Annotated in this window: 18 protein-coding genes; all 18 read left to right on the forward strand. The window is 63.5% G+C overall.

The genetic code is table 11. The annotated features are described in order from the left end of the window. Nucleotides 1-25: 25 nt before the first annotated feature. The 18 genes from QQL76_RS11640 (at nt 26) to QQL76_RS11725 (ending at nt 16,725) form a co-directional block, all read left to right on the forward strand. The gene (locus tag QQL76_RS11640; protein WP_499207770.1) at nt 26-436 is read left to right on the forward strand and encodes a phage tail protein; all 411 of its coding nucleotides are present in this window, start codon (nt 26-28) and stop codon (nt 434-436) included. Continuing rightward, entirely contained in the window at nt 433-783 is a 351-nt protein-coding gene (locus tag QQL76_RS11645) for a gene transfer agent family protein (RefSeq protein WP_499207771.1), read from the forward strand. Before QQL76_RS11640 ends, QQL76_RS11645 begins: the two co-directional genes overlap by 4 nt. A 59-nt stretch (nt 784-842) precedes the next feature. Continuing rightward, nucleotides 843-1,010: a rcc01693 family protein gene (locus tag QQL76_RS11650; RefSeq protein WP_499207772.1), complete on the forward strand. Its 168-nt coding sequence runs from the start codon at nt 843-845 to the stop codon at nt 1,008-1,010. Next, nucleotides 1,007-1,552: a phage tail tape measure protein gene (locus tag QQL76_RS11655; protein WP_499207773.1), complete on the forward strand. Its 546-nt coding sequence runs from the start codon at nt 1,007-1,009 to the stop codon at nt 1,550-1,552. The genes QQL76_RS11650 and QQL76_RS11655 overlap by 4 nt, the downstream gene beginning before the upstream one ends. A 1-nt stretch (nt 1,553) precedes the next feature. Then, a complete protein-coding gene (locus QQL76_RS11660) occupies nt 1,554-2,192 on the forward strand; it encodes a DUF2460 domain-containing protein (RefSeq protein ID WP_499207774.1) in 639 nt (212 codons plus the stop codon). Further along, nucleotides 2,189-3,082, forward strand: coding sequence for a phage/gene transfer agent baseplate hub protein (locus QQL76_RS11665; protein ID WP_499207775.1), 894 nt, complete (start codon nt 2,189-2,191; stop codon nt 3,080-3,082). Before QQL76_RS11660 ends, QQL76_RS11665 begins: the two co-directional genes overlap by 4 nt. Further along, nucleotides 3,079-3,531, forward strand: coding sequence for a C40 family peptidase (locus QQL76_RS11670; protein WP_499207776.1), 453 nt, complete (start codon nt 3,079-3,081; stop codon nt 3,529-3,531). The genes QQL76_RS11665 and QQL76_RS11670 overlap by 4 nt, the downstream gene beginning before the upstream one ends. Continuing rightward, nucleotides 3,531-7,370 (forward strand): glycoside hydrolase/phage tail family protein, encoded by a 3,840-nt coding sequence (locus tag QQL76_RS11675; RefSeq protein WP_499207777.1) that lies wholly within the window; start codon nt 3,531-3,533, stop codon nt 7,368-7,370. Before QQL76_RS11670 ends, QQL76_RS11675 begins: the two co-directional genes overlap by 1 nt. Before the next feature lie 28 nt (nt 7,371-7,398). Next, the gene (locus QQL76_RS11680) at nt 7,399-7,605 is read left to right on the forward strand and encodes a hypothetical protein (RefSeq protein ID WP_499207778.1); all 207 of its coding nucleotides are present in this window, start codon (nt 7,399-7,401) and stop codon (nt 7,603-7,605) included. A gap of 169 nt (nt 7,606-7,774) precedes the next feature. Continuing rightward, nucleotides 7,775-7,990 (forward strand): hypothetical protein, encoded by a 216-nt coding sequence (locus QQL76_RS11685; RefSeq protein ID WP_499207779.1) that lies wholly within the window; start codon nt 7,775-7,777, stop codon nt 7,988-7,990. Between the two features lie 57 nt (nt 7,991-8,047). Beyond that, on the forward strand, nt 8,048-8,737 hold the full coding sequence (locus QQL76_RS11690; protein WP_404862398.1) for a response regulator transcription factor: 690 nt from the start codon (nt 8,048-8,050) through the stop codon (nt 8,735-8,737). After that, the gene (locus tag QQL76_RS11695; protein WP_499207780.1) at nt 8,709-10,148 is read left to right on the forward strand and encodes a sensor histidine kinase; all 1,440 of its coding nucleotides are present in this window, start codon (nt 8,709-8,711) and stop codon (nt 10,146-10,148) included. Before QQL76_RS11690 ends, QQL76_RS11695 begins: the two co-directional genes overlap by 29 nt. A 217-nt stretch (nt 10,149-10,365) precedes the next feature. After that, nucleotides 10,366-10,722 carry an RT0821/Lpp0805 family surface protein gene (locus QQL76_RS11700; RefSeq protein ID WP_499207781.1) on the forward strand — a complete coding sequence of 119 codons (357 nt, stop codon included), beginning with the start codon at nt 10,366-10,368 and terminating at the stop codon, nt 10,720-10,722. 126 nt (nt 10,723-10,848) lie between these two features. Beyond that, nucleotides 10,849-12,084, forward strand: coding sequence for a tetratricopeptide repeat protein (ccmI, locus tag QQL76_RS11705; RefSeq protein ID WP_499207782.1), 1,236 nt, complete (start codon nt 10,849-10,851; stop codon nt 12,082-12,084). Then, nucleotides 12,081-12,530, forward strand: a complete 450-nt coding sequence (gene ccmE / locus QQL76_RS11710; protein WP_126010992.1) for a cytochrome c maturation protein CcmE — start codon at nt 12,081-12,083, stop codon at nt 12,528-12,530. Before ccmI ends, ccmE begins: the two co-directional genes overlap by 4 nt. A gap of 40 nt (nt 12,531-12,570) precedes the next feature. Further along, a complete protein-coding gene (locus tag QQL76_RS11715) occupies nt 12,571-14,583 on the forward strand; it encodes a heme lyase CcmF/NrfE family subunit (protein ID WP_499207783.1) in 2,013 nt (670 codons plus the stop codon). After that, nucleotides 14,580-15,059 carry a cytochrome c-type biogenesis protein gene (locus QQL76_RS11720; RefSeq protein ID WP_499207784.1) on the forward strand — a complete coding sequence of 160 codons (480 nt, stop codon included), beginning with the start codon at nt 14,580-14,582 and terminating at the stop codon, nt 15,057-15,059. The genes QQL76_RS11715 and QQL76_RS11720 overlap by 4 nt, the downstream gene beginning before the upstream one ends. Before the next feature lie 130 nt (nt 15,060-15,189). After that, nucleotides 15,190-16,725, forward strand: coding sequence for a Do family serine endopeptidase (locus QQL76_RS11725; protein ID WP_499207785.1), 1,536 nt, complete (start codon nt 15,190-15,192; stop codon nt 16,723-16,725). The last annotated feature ends 22 nt before the right edge of the window (nt 16,726-16,747 follow it).

The raw sequence follows: 16,747 nt of genomic DNA on the forward strand, positions 1-16,747 counted from the left end.
GCCTTTTTCATGTTTGGAGATGGCCATGGGTGCGCAGAGGGGCAAGGACCTGCTGCTGAAGATCGAGAGTGGCGGGCAATTCGTGACAGTCGCGGGGCTGCGGGCAAAACGCCTCGCATTCAATGCGCAGACCGTGGACGCGACGGACTCAGAATCCGCCGGCCGGTGGCGCGAGCTTCTGGCGGGCGCCGGCGTGCAGCGGGCCTCGGTCTCGGGATCGGGGCTTTTCAAGAATGCAGAAAGCGACGCGCTGACGCGCACGGTCTTCTTCGCAGGCCAGATCGTGGACTGGCAGATCGTCGTTCCAGCTTTCGGCACGCTGTCTGGCCCTTTCCAGATCACGGCGCTCGAATATGCCGGGCGGCACGACGGCGAGATCACCTTCGAGATCGCCATGGAATCGGCAGGCGCGCTGGAATTCGGGAGTGACGCATGACGTTGCGCAAGATCACCGCGAACCCGAGGCGCGGCGAAATCGCCGCACCGATCGACGGCGAACAGCGGGTGCTGTGCCTGACGCTCGGCGCCTTGGCGGAACTGGAAGCGGCGTTCGGCGCCGACGATCTCTCCAAGCTCGTCGACCGATTTGCCACGGGTGGTCTCTCCGCGCGGGACATCATGCGCGTGGTTGGAGCGGGTCTGCGTGGTGGGGGCAATCTCTTCACCGATGACGAGGTGGCGCAGATGACCATCGATGGTGGTGCGCGCGGCTTTGCCGAACTGGTCGCTCAATTGCTGGAAGCGACATTCGGCGGCGGGAGCGCTGCCGCCACAAACCCTTGAATGCCGCAGATGCAGTCGAGCGACGAGAGGGCGCGCCACCTTTCCCCTGGGAAGGGGTGATGCGCATCTCGCTCCTGCATCTGCGGCTGTCGCCCGATCAGTTCTGGCGCATGACACCCCGCGAACTCGCGATGATTTTGGCGACCAGTCGCTCCACGCAGGCGCCGGACCGTGCGGCGCTTGACGACCTGATGCGCAGTTTTCCAGACAGGGAACAGTTTCCATGACCGAAGACCTTGCCTATCGCGTCGAACTGGACAGCCGTCCTTTCGAGCGCGCGCTGGGGGATCTTGAATTGCGAGCCGAGCGCCTGGGAAGTGCTCTGTCCGGTGCGATGCGCCGTGCCGCGGTCGAGGGCCGCGATCTCGACCAGGTGTTGCGCGGGCTGGCGTTGCGGATGAGCGACATCGCGCTCGATGCCGGCCTGAGGCCGCTGCAGAATGCCCTTTCAGGCGCTGTCTCCAATTTTGCCGAGAGCGTCGCCGGGCGCGTCGTACCCTTCGCCAAAGGCGGGGTCGTCTCGACGCCGAGCTATTTTCCGATGGGTGGCGACATCGGCTTGGCCGGCGAGGCGGGCGCTGAGGCGATCCTGCCGCTCGCTCGCGGGGCCGACGGCAGGCTGGGCGTTGCCGCAGGCGCAGGCCAGGGCGCGGGCGCGCCGATCGTCTTCAACGTGACCACGCCCGACGCGCAAAGCTTCCTGAAGTCGGAGGCGCAGTTGAGCGCCATGCTGGCACGCGCTGTCGGCCGCGGGACAAGGGGGCTCTGACATGACTGACTTTCACGACGTGCGCTTTCCGCTGCGGCTGGCAATCGCGACGAGTGGCGGCCCGGCGCGACGGACAGACATCGTGCAGCTGAACAACGGTCGCGAGCAGCGCAATGCGCGCTGGGCCAACGCGAGGCGCCGTTACGACGCCGGGACCAGCGTCCGAACGCTCGACGATCTGCACACGCTGCTGGCGTTCTTCGAGGCGCGGCGCGGACAGTTGCACGGCTTTCGCTTCCGCGACCCCATCGATTTCAAGTCTTGCGCTCCCTCTATCGCCATTGCTGCGACGGACCAGCAGATCGGCGTCGGTGACGGCGAACGAGCACGGTTCTCGCTCGTGAAGCACTACGGCGATGCTGCTGCATCCATCTCCCGGTCGATCAGCAAGCCCGTGCAAGCTTCTGTGCTGGTGGCGATCGACGGAGAGGCGGTGCCGGTCGATCGGTACGTGGTCGACGCGATGACCGGCGACGTCGTTTTTCTAACCGGTTTCGAGCCGGCTGCCGGAGCCGCCGTTACGGCTGGCTTCGAGTTCGATGTCCCAGTCCGCTTCGACATGGATCGGCTCGAGATCAGCCTGACCGCCTTTAAGGCGGGCCAGATCCCTTCGGTGCCGATGGTGGAGATCGCACCATGAGAGTTCTGCCAGAGCCGCTGGCGACGCATCTTCGCCAAGACGCAACGACGATGTGCAATGCCTGGAGGCTGACACGGGCCGATGGTGTCGTGCTTGGCTTCACCGACCATGATGCGACGTTGAGCTTTGCCGGAACGGCATTTTCGCCCGTGAGCGGCTTCGTTGGTACCGAGGTCGAAAGTGGGCTGGGGCTTGCTGTCGATACGAGCGAGGTCGCAGGCGCATTTTCCTCGGACGCGATCACCGAGCAGGACCTGAAAGCCGGACGCTACGATGGCGCGCGCGTGGAGCTTTTTGCGGTCAACTGGATGGCGCCGGCGGGGGGCCATATGCTGATGCAGGTTTTCGATCTGGGCGAAGTTTCGCGTGCTGGACAGGCGTTTCGTGCCGAGCTGCGCAGCATGGCGCAACAGCTCGACGCCGTCCGGGGGCGTGTCTATGGCCGCCGCTGCGATGCCAATCTCGGCGATCACAGATGTCGCGTAACCCTCGATGCGCCAGAGCTGACTGGAGTGGCGACCGTCATTGCCGTTGCGAACGGAGCAAAGCTGCGGGTCATCGGGCTTGAGAGCTTCGAAGATGGCTGGTTTCGCTACGGCCTTGCCACCTGGCAGAGCGGTGTGAACGCGGGACTGTCGGTCGCGGTGCTCAGTCACACCCGGCACGACGACGGCACGGAGATCGAGCTATGGTCGCCGATGGCCGACGCGCCGCAGGAAGGCGACATGCTCAAGCTCACGGCGGGCTGTGACAAGACGTTCAAGACGTGCCGAGAAAAGTTTTCCAACGGCCTGAATTTCAGAGGGTTTCCGCATTTGCCGGGTTCCGACTTCGCCTATGGCTATGCCGGCGAAAATGGTCTGCACGATGGCTCGCCGGTGGTGCCATGACGACGGCGGCGGACGTGACACGCCAGCTCATCATCGACGAAGCGAGGCGGTGGTTGGGCACGCCTTATCGGCATCAGGGATCGAGCCTGGGCATCGGCTGCGACTGCCTTGGCCTTGTTCGTGGCGTCTGGCGCGCCGTGTACGGTTGCGAACCGGAGGCGCCTGGTCCCTACGCTGCGGACTGGGCAGATGGCAACCAAGGCGAGCGTCTCCTGGAAGCGGCTGAGCGGCACTGCGGCGCGGGTTTCGGCCTCGCAGCCGCGCAGCCGGGTGACCTTATTGCGCTGCGCTGGAGGCCCGGTCAGCCGGCCAGGCATATCGGCATCTTGAGCGGCCCCGACCACTTCATCCACGCCTACGAGCAGGCGAGCGTCGTCCAATCGGCCCTGGTGCCTTCTTGGCGGCGTCGTGTCGCCGCAGCCTATCGCTTTCCGGGGATCACCGACTGATGGCAACCATTCTTTTGCAGACAGCCGGAGCGGCATTCGGCAGCCTGTTCGGTCCATTCGGCGCGATCGTCGGTCGTGCGGCAGGCGCCTTGGCGGGTGCTGCGGTCGACCGTGCGCTGATCGGCGGCGAAACGCGGCGGGGACCGCGCCTCGAAGGCGGGCGCATTCCATCTGCCGACGAGGGCGCGGGGATCAACCGCCTGTATGGCACTGCGCGGATTGCAGGCACGCTGATCTGGGCGACGCGCTTCGAAGAGGCCGTGACGCGGGAGCGACAAGGTGCGAAGGGCGGCGGCCAGCGGGTCGAGACCTACAGCTATTTCGGCAATTTCGCGATCGGTCTGTGCGAGGGCGTGATTGCCGGCGTGCGGCGCGTCTGGGCCGACGGACAGGAGCTCGACCTGACCGCAATCGAAATGCGGGTCCATAGCGGCACGGAAGAACAGCTTCCCGACCCGCTGATCGACGCCAAGCAGCGCGACGGCGAGGCGCCGGCTTATCGTGGCCTCGCCTATGTGGTGTTCGAGCGCTTACCGCTCGACCGTTTCGGCAACCGGATCCCGGTGCTGACATTCGAAGTGATGCGCCCGATCGGTCGGTTGGAGCAGGGGCTGCGGGCCATCACCATGATCCCGGGCGCAACGGAACACGGCTATCAACCGGCACCGGTGTCGGAGCGAGTGGGCGACGGCGAGGGGCAGTTTCTCAATCGTCACGCCTTGCATGCAACGAGCGACTGGGTTGCATCGCTCGACGAGTTGCAGGCGCTCTGCCCCAATCTTGAAAGCGTGGCGCTGGTTTGCGCCTGGTTCGGCAGCGACCTCCGTGCGGGGGCCTGTCGTATCGATCCGAGGGTAGAGGTGGCTTCGCGGCTGGACGAGAGCCAGCCCTGGTTAGTTGCGGGTATCGGTCGGCAGTCGGCCTTGCTCGTTTCGAGGAAGGACGGTTCGCCCGCCTATGGCGGCACGCCGAGCGATGCGAGCTTGCGTGCAGCCATTGCCGATTTGAAGGCGCGCGGGTTGAAAGTCTATCTTTATCCGTTCGTGATGTTGGATGTTCCACCTGGGAACGGCCTGCCGGATCCGGAAGGCGGAGCCGAGCAGCCGGCTTATCCGTGGCGAGGTCGCATCACAAGTTACCCGGCGCCCGGCCGCCCGGGCAGCGCCGATCGCACAGCGGCGGTGCGGGCTCAGGTGGATGCCTTCTGCGGACCCGCACTGCCGACGGACTTTGCGGCCGGTGCAGGAGGCGTCGTCTATTCCGGCAGCGATTCCGGTTATCGACGGTTCATCCTTCACTACGCGCATCTCGCAGCGCAGACCGGCGGCGTCGATGGGTTCATCCTGGGCTCGGAGATGCGCGGCCTGACGCGTCTGCGGGACGAGAACGACGCATTCCCGTTCGTCGATGCGCTCATCCGCCTCGCCGACGACGTGCGCTCCGTCATGGGTCCCGCCACTCGCCTGACCTACGCCGCCGACTGGACCGAATATTTCGGCTATCGACCGGATGACGGCAGCGGCGACGTTTTCTTCAATCTCGATCCGCTTTGGATGAGCGACGCGATCGATGCGATCGGGATCGACAACTACATGCCACTTGCCGATTGGCGGGACGGTGATGTCACCGATGGCAATCCCGATGGGTTCGCCAACCCTACCGATCGGGAGGGGATGCGGTCACAGATAGCGGGCGGTGAAGGGTTCGATTGGTATTATGCGACGGCCAGCGACCGCGCCGAGAGGCGTCGCACGCCGATCGCCGATGGTGCGCACGACAAGCCCTGGGTCTTCCGGACGAAGGATCTGGAAGGCTGGTGGAGCAATCCTCATTTCGAGCGGCGGGGCGGTGTGGAACGCGCGCTGCCGACCACCTGGCTGCCAGGCGGAAAGCCAATCTGGTTCACCGAGCTTGGCTGCCCGGCAGTCGACAAGGGAGCCAACCAGCCGAATGTTTTTCCCGATCCGAAATCGTCGGAAGGGCAAATTCCATATTTCTCGACCGGCGCGCGGTCCGATCTCATTCAAAGACGCTTCATGGAGGCTCATCTCGACCATTGGTCGAGCAGTGATGTGCCAGTCGGCATGGTCGACCCAGCCCACATCTTCGGATGGACCTGGGATGCGCGCCCCTATCCCGCTTTTCCGGCTGACAGCGCTGTCTGGTCCGATGGGGCGAACTGGCGCACGGGCCATTGGCTGAACGGCCGGCTGGGGACCGCGGCCATGGCAGACATCATCGAAGCGATCGGAATCGACCACGGCGTTTCGTCCATCCGGTGCGACGATCTGAACGTCGATCTCATCGGCTATGTCCAGAGCGAGCCGATGACGGCACGCGCTCTGATCGAACCGCTTCTCGAACTTGCTCAGGCGGATGCCCATGAAAGTGCAGGCGTCATCCGCGTCCGCTCAAGGTCTACCAGCGTTGTGGCGCCCCTGGCAGCGGATGTGCTTGTCGAACCTGACGAGGCTGCGACGATTGCGTTTGTGCGATCGCAGCCAGACGAGCTCGCCGTTCAATGCATCATCGACCACATCGATCCCGACAGCGAGTATTCGGCGGCCATCGGCAGGTCCCGCAGGCTGGAAATGTCGGAGACGCGGCTGCAGCGGCTCTCGCTGCCTGCTGTGATGACCGAGGAAACGGCTGGGGCGCAGGCGGAGGCCTGGTTGCGCGACCATTGGGCCGGAGGTGAGCGGGCGACTTTCGCTCTGCCGCCATCTCGGATCGAGGTCGAACCGGGTGACGTGCTGCTTCTGGAAGAGCAGGGCACGACACGCTGGGCAGTGACCCGCGTCGAAGATGGCGGCTCAAGGCGGATCGAAGCGAGCAGCATCGCCGAGGCTCAGCCGAAATTGCCGGGTACCGGTGGAACGAGGCCACCGTCACTTCCTGACAGGCTGGCGCCCTGGCTGCCCATGATCGAGCTGATCGATCTCCCTGTACTCGACGGCTTCGATGAAACAGGGTGGTTCAAGGCGGCTCTCTGGAGCAGGCCGTTCAAGCGCGCTCTCCTTTCCATGTCCGAAGGGGAGGAAGGCTTTCGCGAGAGAGCAGAAATCGAACGACCAGCTCGCATGGGCGTGCTGACCACTGCGCTGCAGCCTGGTGTCGCGAACCGGTTCGACCGTTCCGGTACATTGTTTTGCCGGCTGGCCTTCGGCAGCCTGGAATCTGCAACCGAGCTTGCTGTGTTGAACGGCGCCAACGCGCTGGCAGTGCGCAGCAATTCCGGTGCCTGGGAGGTTGTTCAGTTCACGCACGCCGAGGAGACCGAAATCGGTCACTGGCGACTGAGCGGCCTGCTCCGGGGGCAGGGCGGCACGGAAGACGCGATGCTTACGGGTGCAGACATCGACGCGCGCATTGTGGTGCTGGATGAGGCGTTGGCGCCGATCCGGTTGCGGCCGAGCGAGGTGGGCATCCCCTTCAACTGGCGAATTTCGGCGACCGGCGGAGAAGTACAGCAACTGGGGACACCAATTGCAGGCGGAACTCGAGCGCTGACGCCGCTTGCGCCGGTGCATCTCGAAGCCTTTCGGGATCAGGAGGGAAGCATCGACATTTGCTGGATCCGGCGCGGTCGTATCGATTCCGACAGTTGGCTCGACAGCGACATACCGCTTGATGCTGACGGCGAGCGATACCGCCTTCAGATTGAGGACGAATCTACGACCCAGCACGTCGTGGACGTCTTCGAGCCCCGGTTTCATCTTTCGGACGCGGAGCAACGCGCGATCTTCGGCGCGCCGCCTTCGATCATCGAGATCACAGTTCGCCAGATCGGATCGCGCATGGCTCTCGGGCTTCCGGCGCGCGCCGTGATCACCCTTTGACTTTCTTCAATCTGACAGGAGAATGAGTATGGATCCCATCAAGCCCTGGTATATGTCGCGCAGCATCTGGGGCGGCCTGATCGCCGCTGCAGCCTCTCTTGGAAGCCTTTTCTGCGTGACGCTCGAAACGGGTGACCAGCTCATTTTGACGGAGGCATTGCTCCAGGTCATAGGTGCTTTGGGTGCGGCGGCCGCGGTCTATGGTCGGTTTGCAGCCACAAGCCGCCTGTTTTAGAGACGAGGGACGCCGCAGGCGGGGCCGGCGGCGTCCCCTCAAAGAAGATTGCTGGCATTCATTTGCCGTTCAGTGTGCCTCCGGTAAAAGTGCGCCTATGAAACGGACAGCATCAATCGGAACCGCAATGCTAGCGTCACTTCTTTTTTCGGCCGTGGCCGCGACTGCAATGCCGACCGTTCAGGTCGACCACCAGCGGCCGCTCACCCAGATGGTGCAACTCGACTGCGGCGGCGCGGCACAGCGCGTCGTGGCCGAGACCGGTGGCACCCTGCTGTCCGTATCGCCAGGTCCGAACGGAACCTGCAGCGTGACGGTGCTGATCCCCGGCAATGGCAGCGACGACAGGCCGCGTCGCGAAACGCGGACCGTTCCCGCTGGTTGACGCAAGCGCCTTCAACAGGCACTGAACCATAATCTTTTCAAGGCGCGGGCCAGCTTTATGCGGATATTGGTTGTCGAGGATGATCGCGATCTCAATCGCCAACTGAGCGATGCGCTGGTTGATGCCGGCTACGTCGTCGATCAGGCCTATGACGGCGAGGAAGGCCATTTTCTCGGAGATACCGAGCCCTACGATGCAGTCGTATTGGATATCGGTCTGCCGGAAATGGATGGCATCAGCGTCCTGGAGCGGTGGCGCTCGGGTGGACGATTGATGCCTGTGTTGATCCTCACGGCCCGCGATCGCTGGAGCGACAAGGTTGCCGGTATCGACGCCGGTGCCGATGACTACGTGGCGAAGCCCTATCATCTCGAAGAAGTGCTGGCGCGCATCCGCGCGCTCATCCGTCGGGCAGCCGGCCATGCCTCCTCGGAACTGAGATGCGGCCCCGTGCTGCTCGACACCAAGGCTTCAAAGGCAAGCGTCGACGGCCAGCCGCTCAAGCTCACCTCGCACGAATATCGGCTTCTCTCTTACCTGATGCATCATATGGGCGAGGTGGTGTCGCGCACCGAGCTCGTCGAGCACATGTACGACCAGGATTTCGACCGCGATTCCAACACGATCGAAGTGTTTGTCGGCCGCCTGCGCAAGAAGATCGGCGGAGACTACATCGAGACGGTGCGCGGTCTCGGCTACCGCATGCAGGAGCCCGGCAATGGCGGCGGCACGGCCGAAAAGGGTTAGTTCTCTCACCTTACGCGTGTTGGCGGTTTCCACGCTTTGGGCGGTGATCGCGCTCATCGCCGTCGGTCTCATCATCAACACGCTCTATCGCCAAGGCACGGAACGCGGCTTTCGCGAATTGCTGCGCGCGCATCTCTACAACGTCGTGAACTCCGTCTGGATCAACGGCGAGGGCGAGTTGCGCGGAGAACCCGAATTCGGTGATCTGCGTTACTCCCAGCCTGCAACCGGCTGGTACTGGGTCGTGGAGCCGATCGAAGGGTCGAATTCGCCGCCGAAATCCTCGATCTCTCTCGGGGGCCGGTCGCTCGACCGGCCGAGCCAGGAAGAAATCTCCTTCAACGCCCTCTACGAGCGCGCCTATAACGTCGTCGATCCGTTCGGCAACGATGTCGTCGTCATGGAGACCGAAGTCGAACTGAACGACGAAGGGCGTGTCGCGCGCTTTCGCGTGACGGGCAATCGCGATGCGGTCGAGGCCGACGTGGCCGAATTCACCAACCGACTGACGATTGCCCTTGTCATCTTCGGCGTAGCGTCGCTTTTCGTGAATGCCGGCGCGATCCTGATCGGGCTGCGGCCACTGGACAGCGTGCGTCGCGCACTCGAAAGCATCCGGACCGGCAAGAGCTCATCGCTGAACGATGAATTCCCTCGCGAAATTGCGCCCTTGGCCGGGGAAGTGAACGCCCTGATCGACACCAACCGAAGGGTCGTGGAACGCGCCCGCATGCAGGTGGGCAACCTTGCGCACTCGCTGAAGACGCCGCTGGCTGTGCTGCTCAACGAGTCGAAGAGCATGACCTCCGAGCATGGCGACCTTGTCCGCAATCAGGCGGAAACCATGCAGCGGCAGGTACAGACCTATCTCGATCGGGCGCGTATCGTCGCGCAATCAGGATCCATTCTTGCGAGAACCGAGGCAGAGCCAGCTTTCGAACGTCTGATACGGGTGATGCGCCGGCTGAATCCCAATCTGGCTTTCGAGTTAAGCGTGAAACCCAAGGGCGTATGGATCGCGCTCGAGCAGCACGATCTCGAGGAGATCGGCGGCAACCTGCTCGACAACGCCGCCAAGTTCGCCCGCAGCCGGATCAAGGTGAGCCTCGCGGTCGGCGCTGTCGCTCCGGCCCGTCCCGACGATGGACCCAGCGATGGCTGGCTGACGCTGGTTGTGGAGGATGACGGGCCCGGACTGACGGCAGACCAGATGGCGGAGGCCGTCAAGCGCGGTCGCCGGCTCGACGAAAGCAAGCCCGGCACGGGGCTGGGGCTTTCCATCGTCGACGAGATCGCGCGGGAATATCACGGCGTTCTGCGGCTGACGCAGAGCCCGCTCGGTGGACTTCGCGCGGAAGTCACGTTGCCTGCCATCAAGGAAGCGGCGTCTCGGCTGCGACTGCGCTCGTAGGTCGCGAATTCGTCATTTGTTCTGTTGCCTTATCGGCCACAATGCGGCCATAAGCATCGGGCACCCAATTTGCGTGCCGATAATGGCTCCTGCGCCGGAAATTATACTTTTAGCGATGCTTCACTCCCTGCAGCACACAACGAAGTTCCTGGTTGTCATTGCGCTAGGCGCTTTGGCCGGATGCGCGTCTTCGCAAACCGGCAGCTCGACACTCGCCATGTTGCCGGCTTCGCTCAGCAGTGAGCGTGGGCAGACGGCCGAGAACGCCTTTCTGACCGCGTTGAATGGCGGGATCATCGCCCCGGTTGCCGGCAACACGCTCTCGGAACGAGATCTGCGCAAGGCGCTGGAAGCGGAATACAACGCGCTCGAGGCAGCCCCCGTAGGCCAATCGGTGGCCTGGACCAACGAACGATCCGGTCTGTCCGGCGAAGTTGCGGCAGCCCAGGCCTATCAGGTGGGTTCCCAGAACTGCCGCCAGTACACGCACACTCTGCGTGGCAATGGCCAGCCGATCGTCGCAAGAGGCACGGCATGCCGCTCGGCGGAAGGCACCTGGACGCCGCTGACCTGATTGCACCGGCACAGGCTGATTTTTCAGTCTGAAACGGCCGTGCCAGCTTGCGACCAAACGCCCCGAGACCAAGGTAACCTTTCCTTTGCTCTTGGAAGATGAGAGCCCGTCGGATATTCGATTGACATGATGTTCTGGGTACTCGCCGCCGTTCTGACTGCCCTCGTGACGATTGCGTTGTTGCTGCCCCTGGCGCGCGGCAAGCGCGCCGGCAGCGACGCGGAATACGATGTCGAGGTCTATTCCGACCAGTTGGCCGAAGTCGAACGTGATCGGGCAGGCGGCCTGATCGGCACGGACGAGGCAGCACACGCCCGCGCCGAGATCGGCCGTCGTCTTTTGCGGGCAAAAAAAGCGCAGTCTGCCGCAACAGACCGCCGCGGCGGAGGTCGCCTCACGACCGCTGCCCGCCTGTGCGTTCTCGTCGGCGTTCCGCTCTTGGGAATGAGCGTCTATCTCGCGACCGGCGCTCCCGGTCTCCCGGATCAGCCGCTTGCATCGCGTGCCACGACGCCTGAGGAAGCTTCTCCGATCGCGACGATGATCGCTCAGGCAGAGCAGCACCTTGAGGAAAACCCGGATGACGGGCGCGGCTGGGATGTTCTAGCGCCGATCTATCTTCGGGCAGGGCAACTGCAGGAAGCGCGCACGGCCTACCTGAACGCCATCCGCCTCTTGGGCCCCACCTCGGCCCGCCAAAGCGGCTACGGTGAAGCGCTTGTCGCGCTCGCCAGCGGCGTCGTCACCGAAGAGGCCGCTGTGGCTTTTCAGTCCGCGCGTGAATTGCAGCCGGACGAGCCGAAGGCAGCGTTCTATCTGGCCCTGGCGCTGGAGCAGGAAGGGCGCGACGATCGTGCCCTTGAAGCGTTCCGCCGGCTTGCAGAACAGTCGCCGCCTGACGCTCCCTGGATGACGGTGGTGAACGAGAAAATCGCGGCGCTGGGCGGGCAGGTTGCCGACATTAGTCCTTCCGGCCTGCCGCCTTTGAGCCTGTTGCCGGGTGCCGAAGCAGATGCAAATGCCGATTCCGGCGATGTCGCGTCAGTTCAGCCGCCGCTTCAGCCCGGCCCATCGCAGGACGATCTGGCTGCGGCGCGTGACATGAGCGACGAGGAGCGCCAGGCCATGATCGAAACGATGGTCGGCAACCTTGATCGTCGCCTTCGAGAGAACCCGCAGGACATCGAAGGATGGATCCGATTGGTTCGTTCCTATGGAGTGCTCGGTCAGCCCCAGCAGGCCGAAGAGGCGCTTGCCCGGGGGCTTGCCGTGTTCCCTGAAGAGAGCGAAGATGGCCGGGCACTGCTTGCCGTCGCGCGCCAGGTTGGAGTTGACCGGCTGGAAGAGGAGGGTGCGCAATGACGCGCAAGCAGAAACGCCTGGCGGTCATTGCCGGAGGCATGGGCGTCGTCGCGGTTGCCGCAGCCCTCGTTCTGGTCGCGCTGCGTGACGAGATTGTCTTCTTCCATTCGCCCAGCGATCTTTTGACCAACGCCGTGGAACCCGGCACGCGCATCCGTCTGGGCGGCCTGGTCGCCAACGACTCGCTCAATCGCTCCTCCGGCACGCTCGTTCGGTTTGCCATCGAAGATGGCGGCAGCGAGGTGGAAGTGGAGTACAACGGCATCCTCCCGGATCTTTTCCGCGAAGGGCAGGGCGTCATTACTGAAGGGGCGTTCCAGCCGGGAAGTCCGGTTTTCGTCGCGGACACAGTTCTTGCCAAGCACGACGAGAATTATATGCCGCGCGAAGTTGCCGACAGTCTGCGCGAGCAAGGCGTCTGGCAGGGTGAGGGGGAGGCCAATTGATCGATCGTCGATTGGTCACGGATAAGGGAGAGATAGGCGCATGATCGTCGAACTCGGACATTATGCGTTGATCATCGCCTTTGCGACGGCGCTGGTGCAGTCGGTTCTGCCGGTCGTCGGCGCACGGCGCGGCGATCAGTCCTTGATGGCGATCGGGGATACCTCTGCCATCGTCTCCTTCCTGCTCGTGCTTTTGTCGTTCTGCGCGCTGACCTACGCCTATGTGGTTTCCGACTTCTCGGTCCAGAACGTCTACGAAAACTCCCATTCCCTGAAGCCGATGATCTACAAGATCTCCGGAGTCTGGGGAAACCACGAGGGCTCCATGCTCTTGTGGATCCTTATCCTCGTCTTCTTCAGTGCGTTGGTCGCCTTCTTCGGTCGAAACCTGCCGAAGTCCCTGCGCGCCAATGTGCTCGCCGTTCAGGGCTGGATCACAACGGCGTTCCTGCTCTTCGTGTTGCAGACCTCGAACCCCTTCGCGCGGATCGTACCCACTCCGATGGAGGGCCGCGATCTCAATCCGATCCTCCAGGACATCGGGCTCGCGATCCATCCGCCGCTGCTCTATCTCGGCTATGTCGGCTTTTCGATCTGCTTCTCCTTCGCCGTCGCAGCGTTGATCGAAGGTCGGATCGATGCGGCTTGGGCGCGCTGGGTGCGGCCCTGGACGCTGACGGCCTGGATATTCCTGACCGGCGGCATCGCCATGGGTTCCTACTGGGCCTATTACGAGCTTGGCTGGGGCGGCTGGTGGTTTTGGGACCCGGTCGAAAACGCGTCCTTCATGCCCTGGCTCGCGGGCACTGCGCTTCTGCATTCTGCGCTCGTGATGGAAAAACGCGAGGCGCTGAAGATCTGGACGATCCTGCTCGCGATCATCACCTTTTCCCTGTCGCTGCTCGGCACCTTCCTGGTGCGCTCGGGCGTGCTCACGTCGGTCCATACCTTTGCATCCGATCCGAGCCGCGGTGTCTTCATTCTCGCCATTCTGGTGGTCTTCATCGGCGGCGCTTTCGGGCTTTTCGCGCTGCGGGCAACCTCGCTGAAATCCGGTGGATTGTTCCAGCCCATCTCGCGTGAAGGCGGACTGGTGCTGAACAATCTCTTCCTCACGACCGCCACTGCGACGGTGCTGATCGGCACGCTCTATCCGCTCCTGTTGGAGACGGTGACGGGCGAAAAGATTTCCGTCGGCCCGCCATTCTTCAATCTGACATTCGGCCCGTTGATGATCCCGCTGCTCTTGGCGGTACCGTTCGGCCCGCTGCTGGCCTGGAAGCGCGGCGATCTGCTCGGCGCTGCTCAAAGGCTCTATGTTGCAGCCGGTCTCGCTCTGCTTGCCGGTCTCATCGTTGTCTATTTCACAACTGGGGCGCCGGTGCTCGCGGCGCTCGCTCTCGCCATCGGCTTCTTCGTCATGTTCGGCGCGGTCACCGATCTCGCGTTGCGGGCAGGCGTCGGCAAAGTGTCGGCCGGCATCGCGATGCGTCGGCTCGCCGGCCTTCCGCGATCGGCCTTCGGTGGCGCCATGGCGCATTTCGGCCTCGGCGTCATGGTGATCGGCATCGTGGCGGTCACCGCATTCGAAACCGAGGCGGTTGCCGAAATGGCGCCGGGCGAGACGATCGATGCCGGCGGCTACACGCTTCGCTTCGATAGCATGGACCCGAACCAGGGCCCGAACTACGTCGAGGATGTCGGCCATTTCACGGTGCTGCGGAATGGCGCGGAAATCTCGCGCATGGATTCTGCAAAGCGCGTCTACACCGCGCGGCAGATGCCGACGACCGAAGCCGGGATACTTACCCGGGGCTTCAGCCAGCTTTACGTGTCGCTTGGCGACTTCGTCACGCCGGAGGGCGCCGAGGCGCCGACCGCCATCGTCGTGCGCGTCTGGTGGAAACCGCAAGTCACGTTGATCTGGATCGGCTCGGTCATCATGGCATTCGGCGGGTTGATATCGCTGTCGGATCGTCGCCTGCGCGTCGGCGCACCGAAGCCGCACCGGCAGCGCAAGGCTGGCGGTCCTGTGATGGAGCCGGCGGAATGATCGGGGGCGCGCGCATTATGGCCCTCCTGATCGTCGTCATGGGGCTGGCGTCGCCCGCGTTCGCGGTGCAACCCAACGAAATTCTGGACGATCCGGCTTTGGAGCAGCGGGCACGCTCTATCTCCGCCGAACTGCGCTGCATGGTCTGTCAGAACCAGTCCATCGATGACTCCGATGCGGAACTGGCGCGGGATCTTCGCGTGCTTGTGCGGGAACGGCTGGTGTCGGGTGACACCGATGAGCAAGTCTACGACTACGTGGTTTCCCGCTACGGCGAGTTTGTGCTCCTGCGTCCTCGCCTGTCGATCCAGACGCTTGCGCTCTGGGCCGCACCCATTCTCGTCATGGGCGCTGGCATCGCCGCCATCGCAACGTTCCTGCGCAATCGTGATCCGCTCCAGGCCGGTCCGACACTGACAGAGGGCGAGGAGAAGGCGATCGCCGATCTGCTGAAAGAGCGCTCCAACCGCAGCTGACGGCGTCAAGCTTCGCCAACATTACCAAAATTTCATGTCGAGGACAGAGCGCCGTAATGTGACGTGCCCTATCTCTATGTCGACGCTGCCAAAGCAGCACGAAATCGGCAAGAACGAGGGTTAGACGTCCATGAAATCGAACCAGTCCTTCCAGACAAAGCTGAAAAGCATCCTGGCCACATCCACCATTGCTGGCGTCGCCGGTGTGATGCTCGTCACCGGCGTGCCGGCAACCATCAGCGCGATGGCCGATCCAGTCCGGATCGAGGCTCCGACAACCGCGCCAAGCTTCGCGGATGTGGTTGAGGCCGTTTCGCCGGCTGTCGTTTCCGTCCGCGTCCAGGGAGAAGCGGAAGAGGTCGCGCAAAACGAGGGCTTCGGTTTCCAGTTCGGACCTCCCGGCCTGGAAAATCTGCCTGAAGACCATCCGATGCGCCGGTTCTTTGACGAATTTGGTGGCCCGAACTTCGGCCAGCCCGGCCGACCCGACCGGCCGAACCGTCCCCGTGGTCCGATGCCCGTTTCTCAGGGATCCGGCTTCTTCATCTCTGATGATGGCTATCTCGTCACCAACAACCACGTCGTCGAAGGCGGTTCGAGCTACAGCATTATCCTCGATGATGGCACCGAATTGTCGGCCGAGCTGATCGGCACCGACAGCCGTACGGACCTTGCCGTTCTGAAGGTCGATGCGGACCGAGAATTCACTTATGTCGAATTCGGTGACGATCAGGGCGCGCGGGTCGGCGATTGGGTCGTTGCAGTCGGCAACCCGTTCGGTCTGGGCGGCTCCGTCACTGCCGGCATTATCTCCGCTCGCGGTCGTGAAATCGGTGCAGGACCCTACGACGACTTCCTGCAGATCGACGCAGCCGTGAACCGCGGCAACTCGGGCGGCCCGACGTTCAACCTCTCCGGTGAAGTCATCGGCGTGAACACCGCCATCTTCTCTCCTTCCGGCGGCAATGTCGGCATCGCTTTCGCGATCCCGGCCACTCTCGCACAAGACGTTGTGCAGGATCTGATCGAGAGCGGCAGCGTCAGCCGTGGTTGGATCGGAGTGCAAATCCAGCCAGTCAGCGAAGATATCGCTGAGTCCCTCGGATTGGCCGAAGCTTCCGGTGCTCTCGTCACCGCGCCCCAGCCCGATGCGCCTGCAGCTGCGGCCGGTATCGAATCGGGTGACGTCGTGACGGCCGTGAACGGTGAAGCCGTTGAAAATCCGGGTGACCTTGCCCGCCGCATCGCTTCTATCGAGCCGGGCACCGAGGTCGAGCTTTCGGTCTGGCGCAATGGCGCTTCGGAAACGGTTGCCGTCACGCTCGGTACGTTCCCGGCGGACGAGCAGCAGGCATCCGCGACGGAAGAACCAGTACCCGCGCCTTCGAGCGGTGGGGAGCTGACCGAATTCGGCATGACCGTTGCCCCCTCGGACGATGGCAATGGCGTGGTCATCGCTGAACTCGATCCAGACGGCACGGCTGCGGAGCGTGGCTTCCAGGTCGGTGACGTGATCGTGCGCGTGCAGGATCGCGATGTCGCGAGTGCCGAAGACATCACGGCAGCCGTTGCGGCCGCCGCTGAAGATGGTCGAGGCGCAGCGCTTTTCCAGCTGCGCAGCGATGAGCAGAACCGCTTCGTCGCCCTGCCGATCGATCAGGGCTGAGCGGAGCGAACCGAGGGCGGAC

The sequence above is a fragment of the Rhizobium albus genome (assembly GCA_030160035.1).
GTDB classification, from domain to species: domain Bacteria; phylum Pseudomonadota; class Alphaproteobacteria; order Rhizobiales; family Rhizobiaceae; genus Georhizobium; species Georhizobium albus.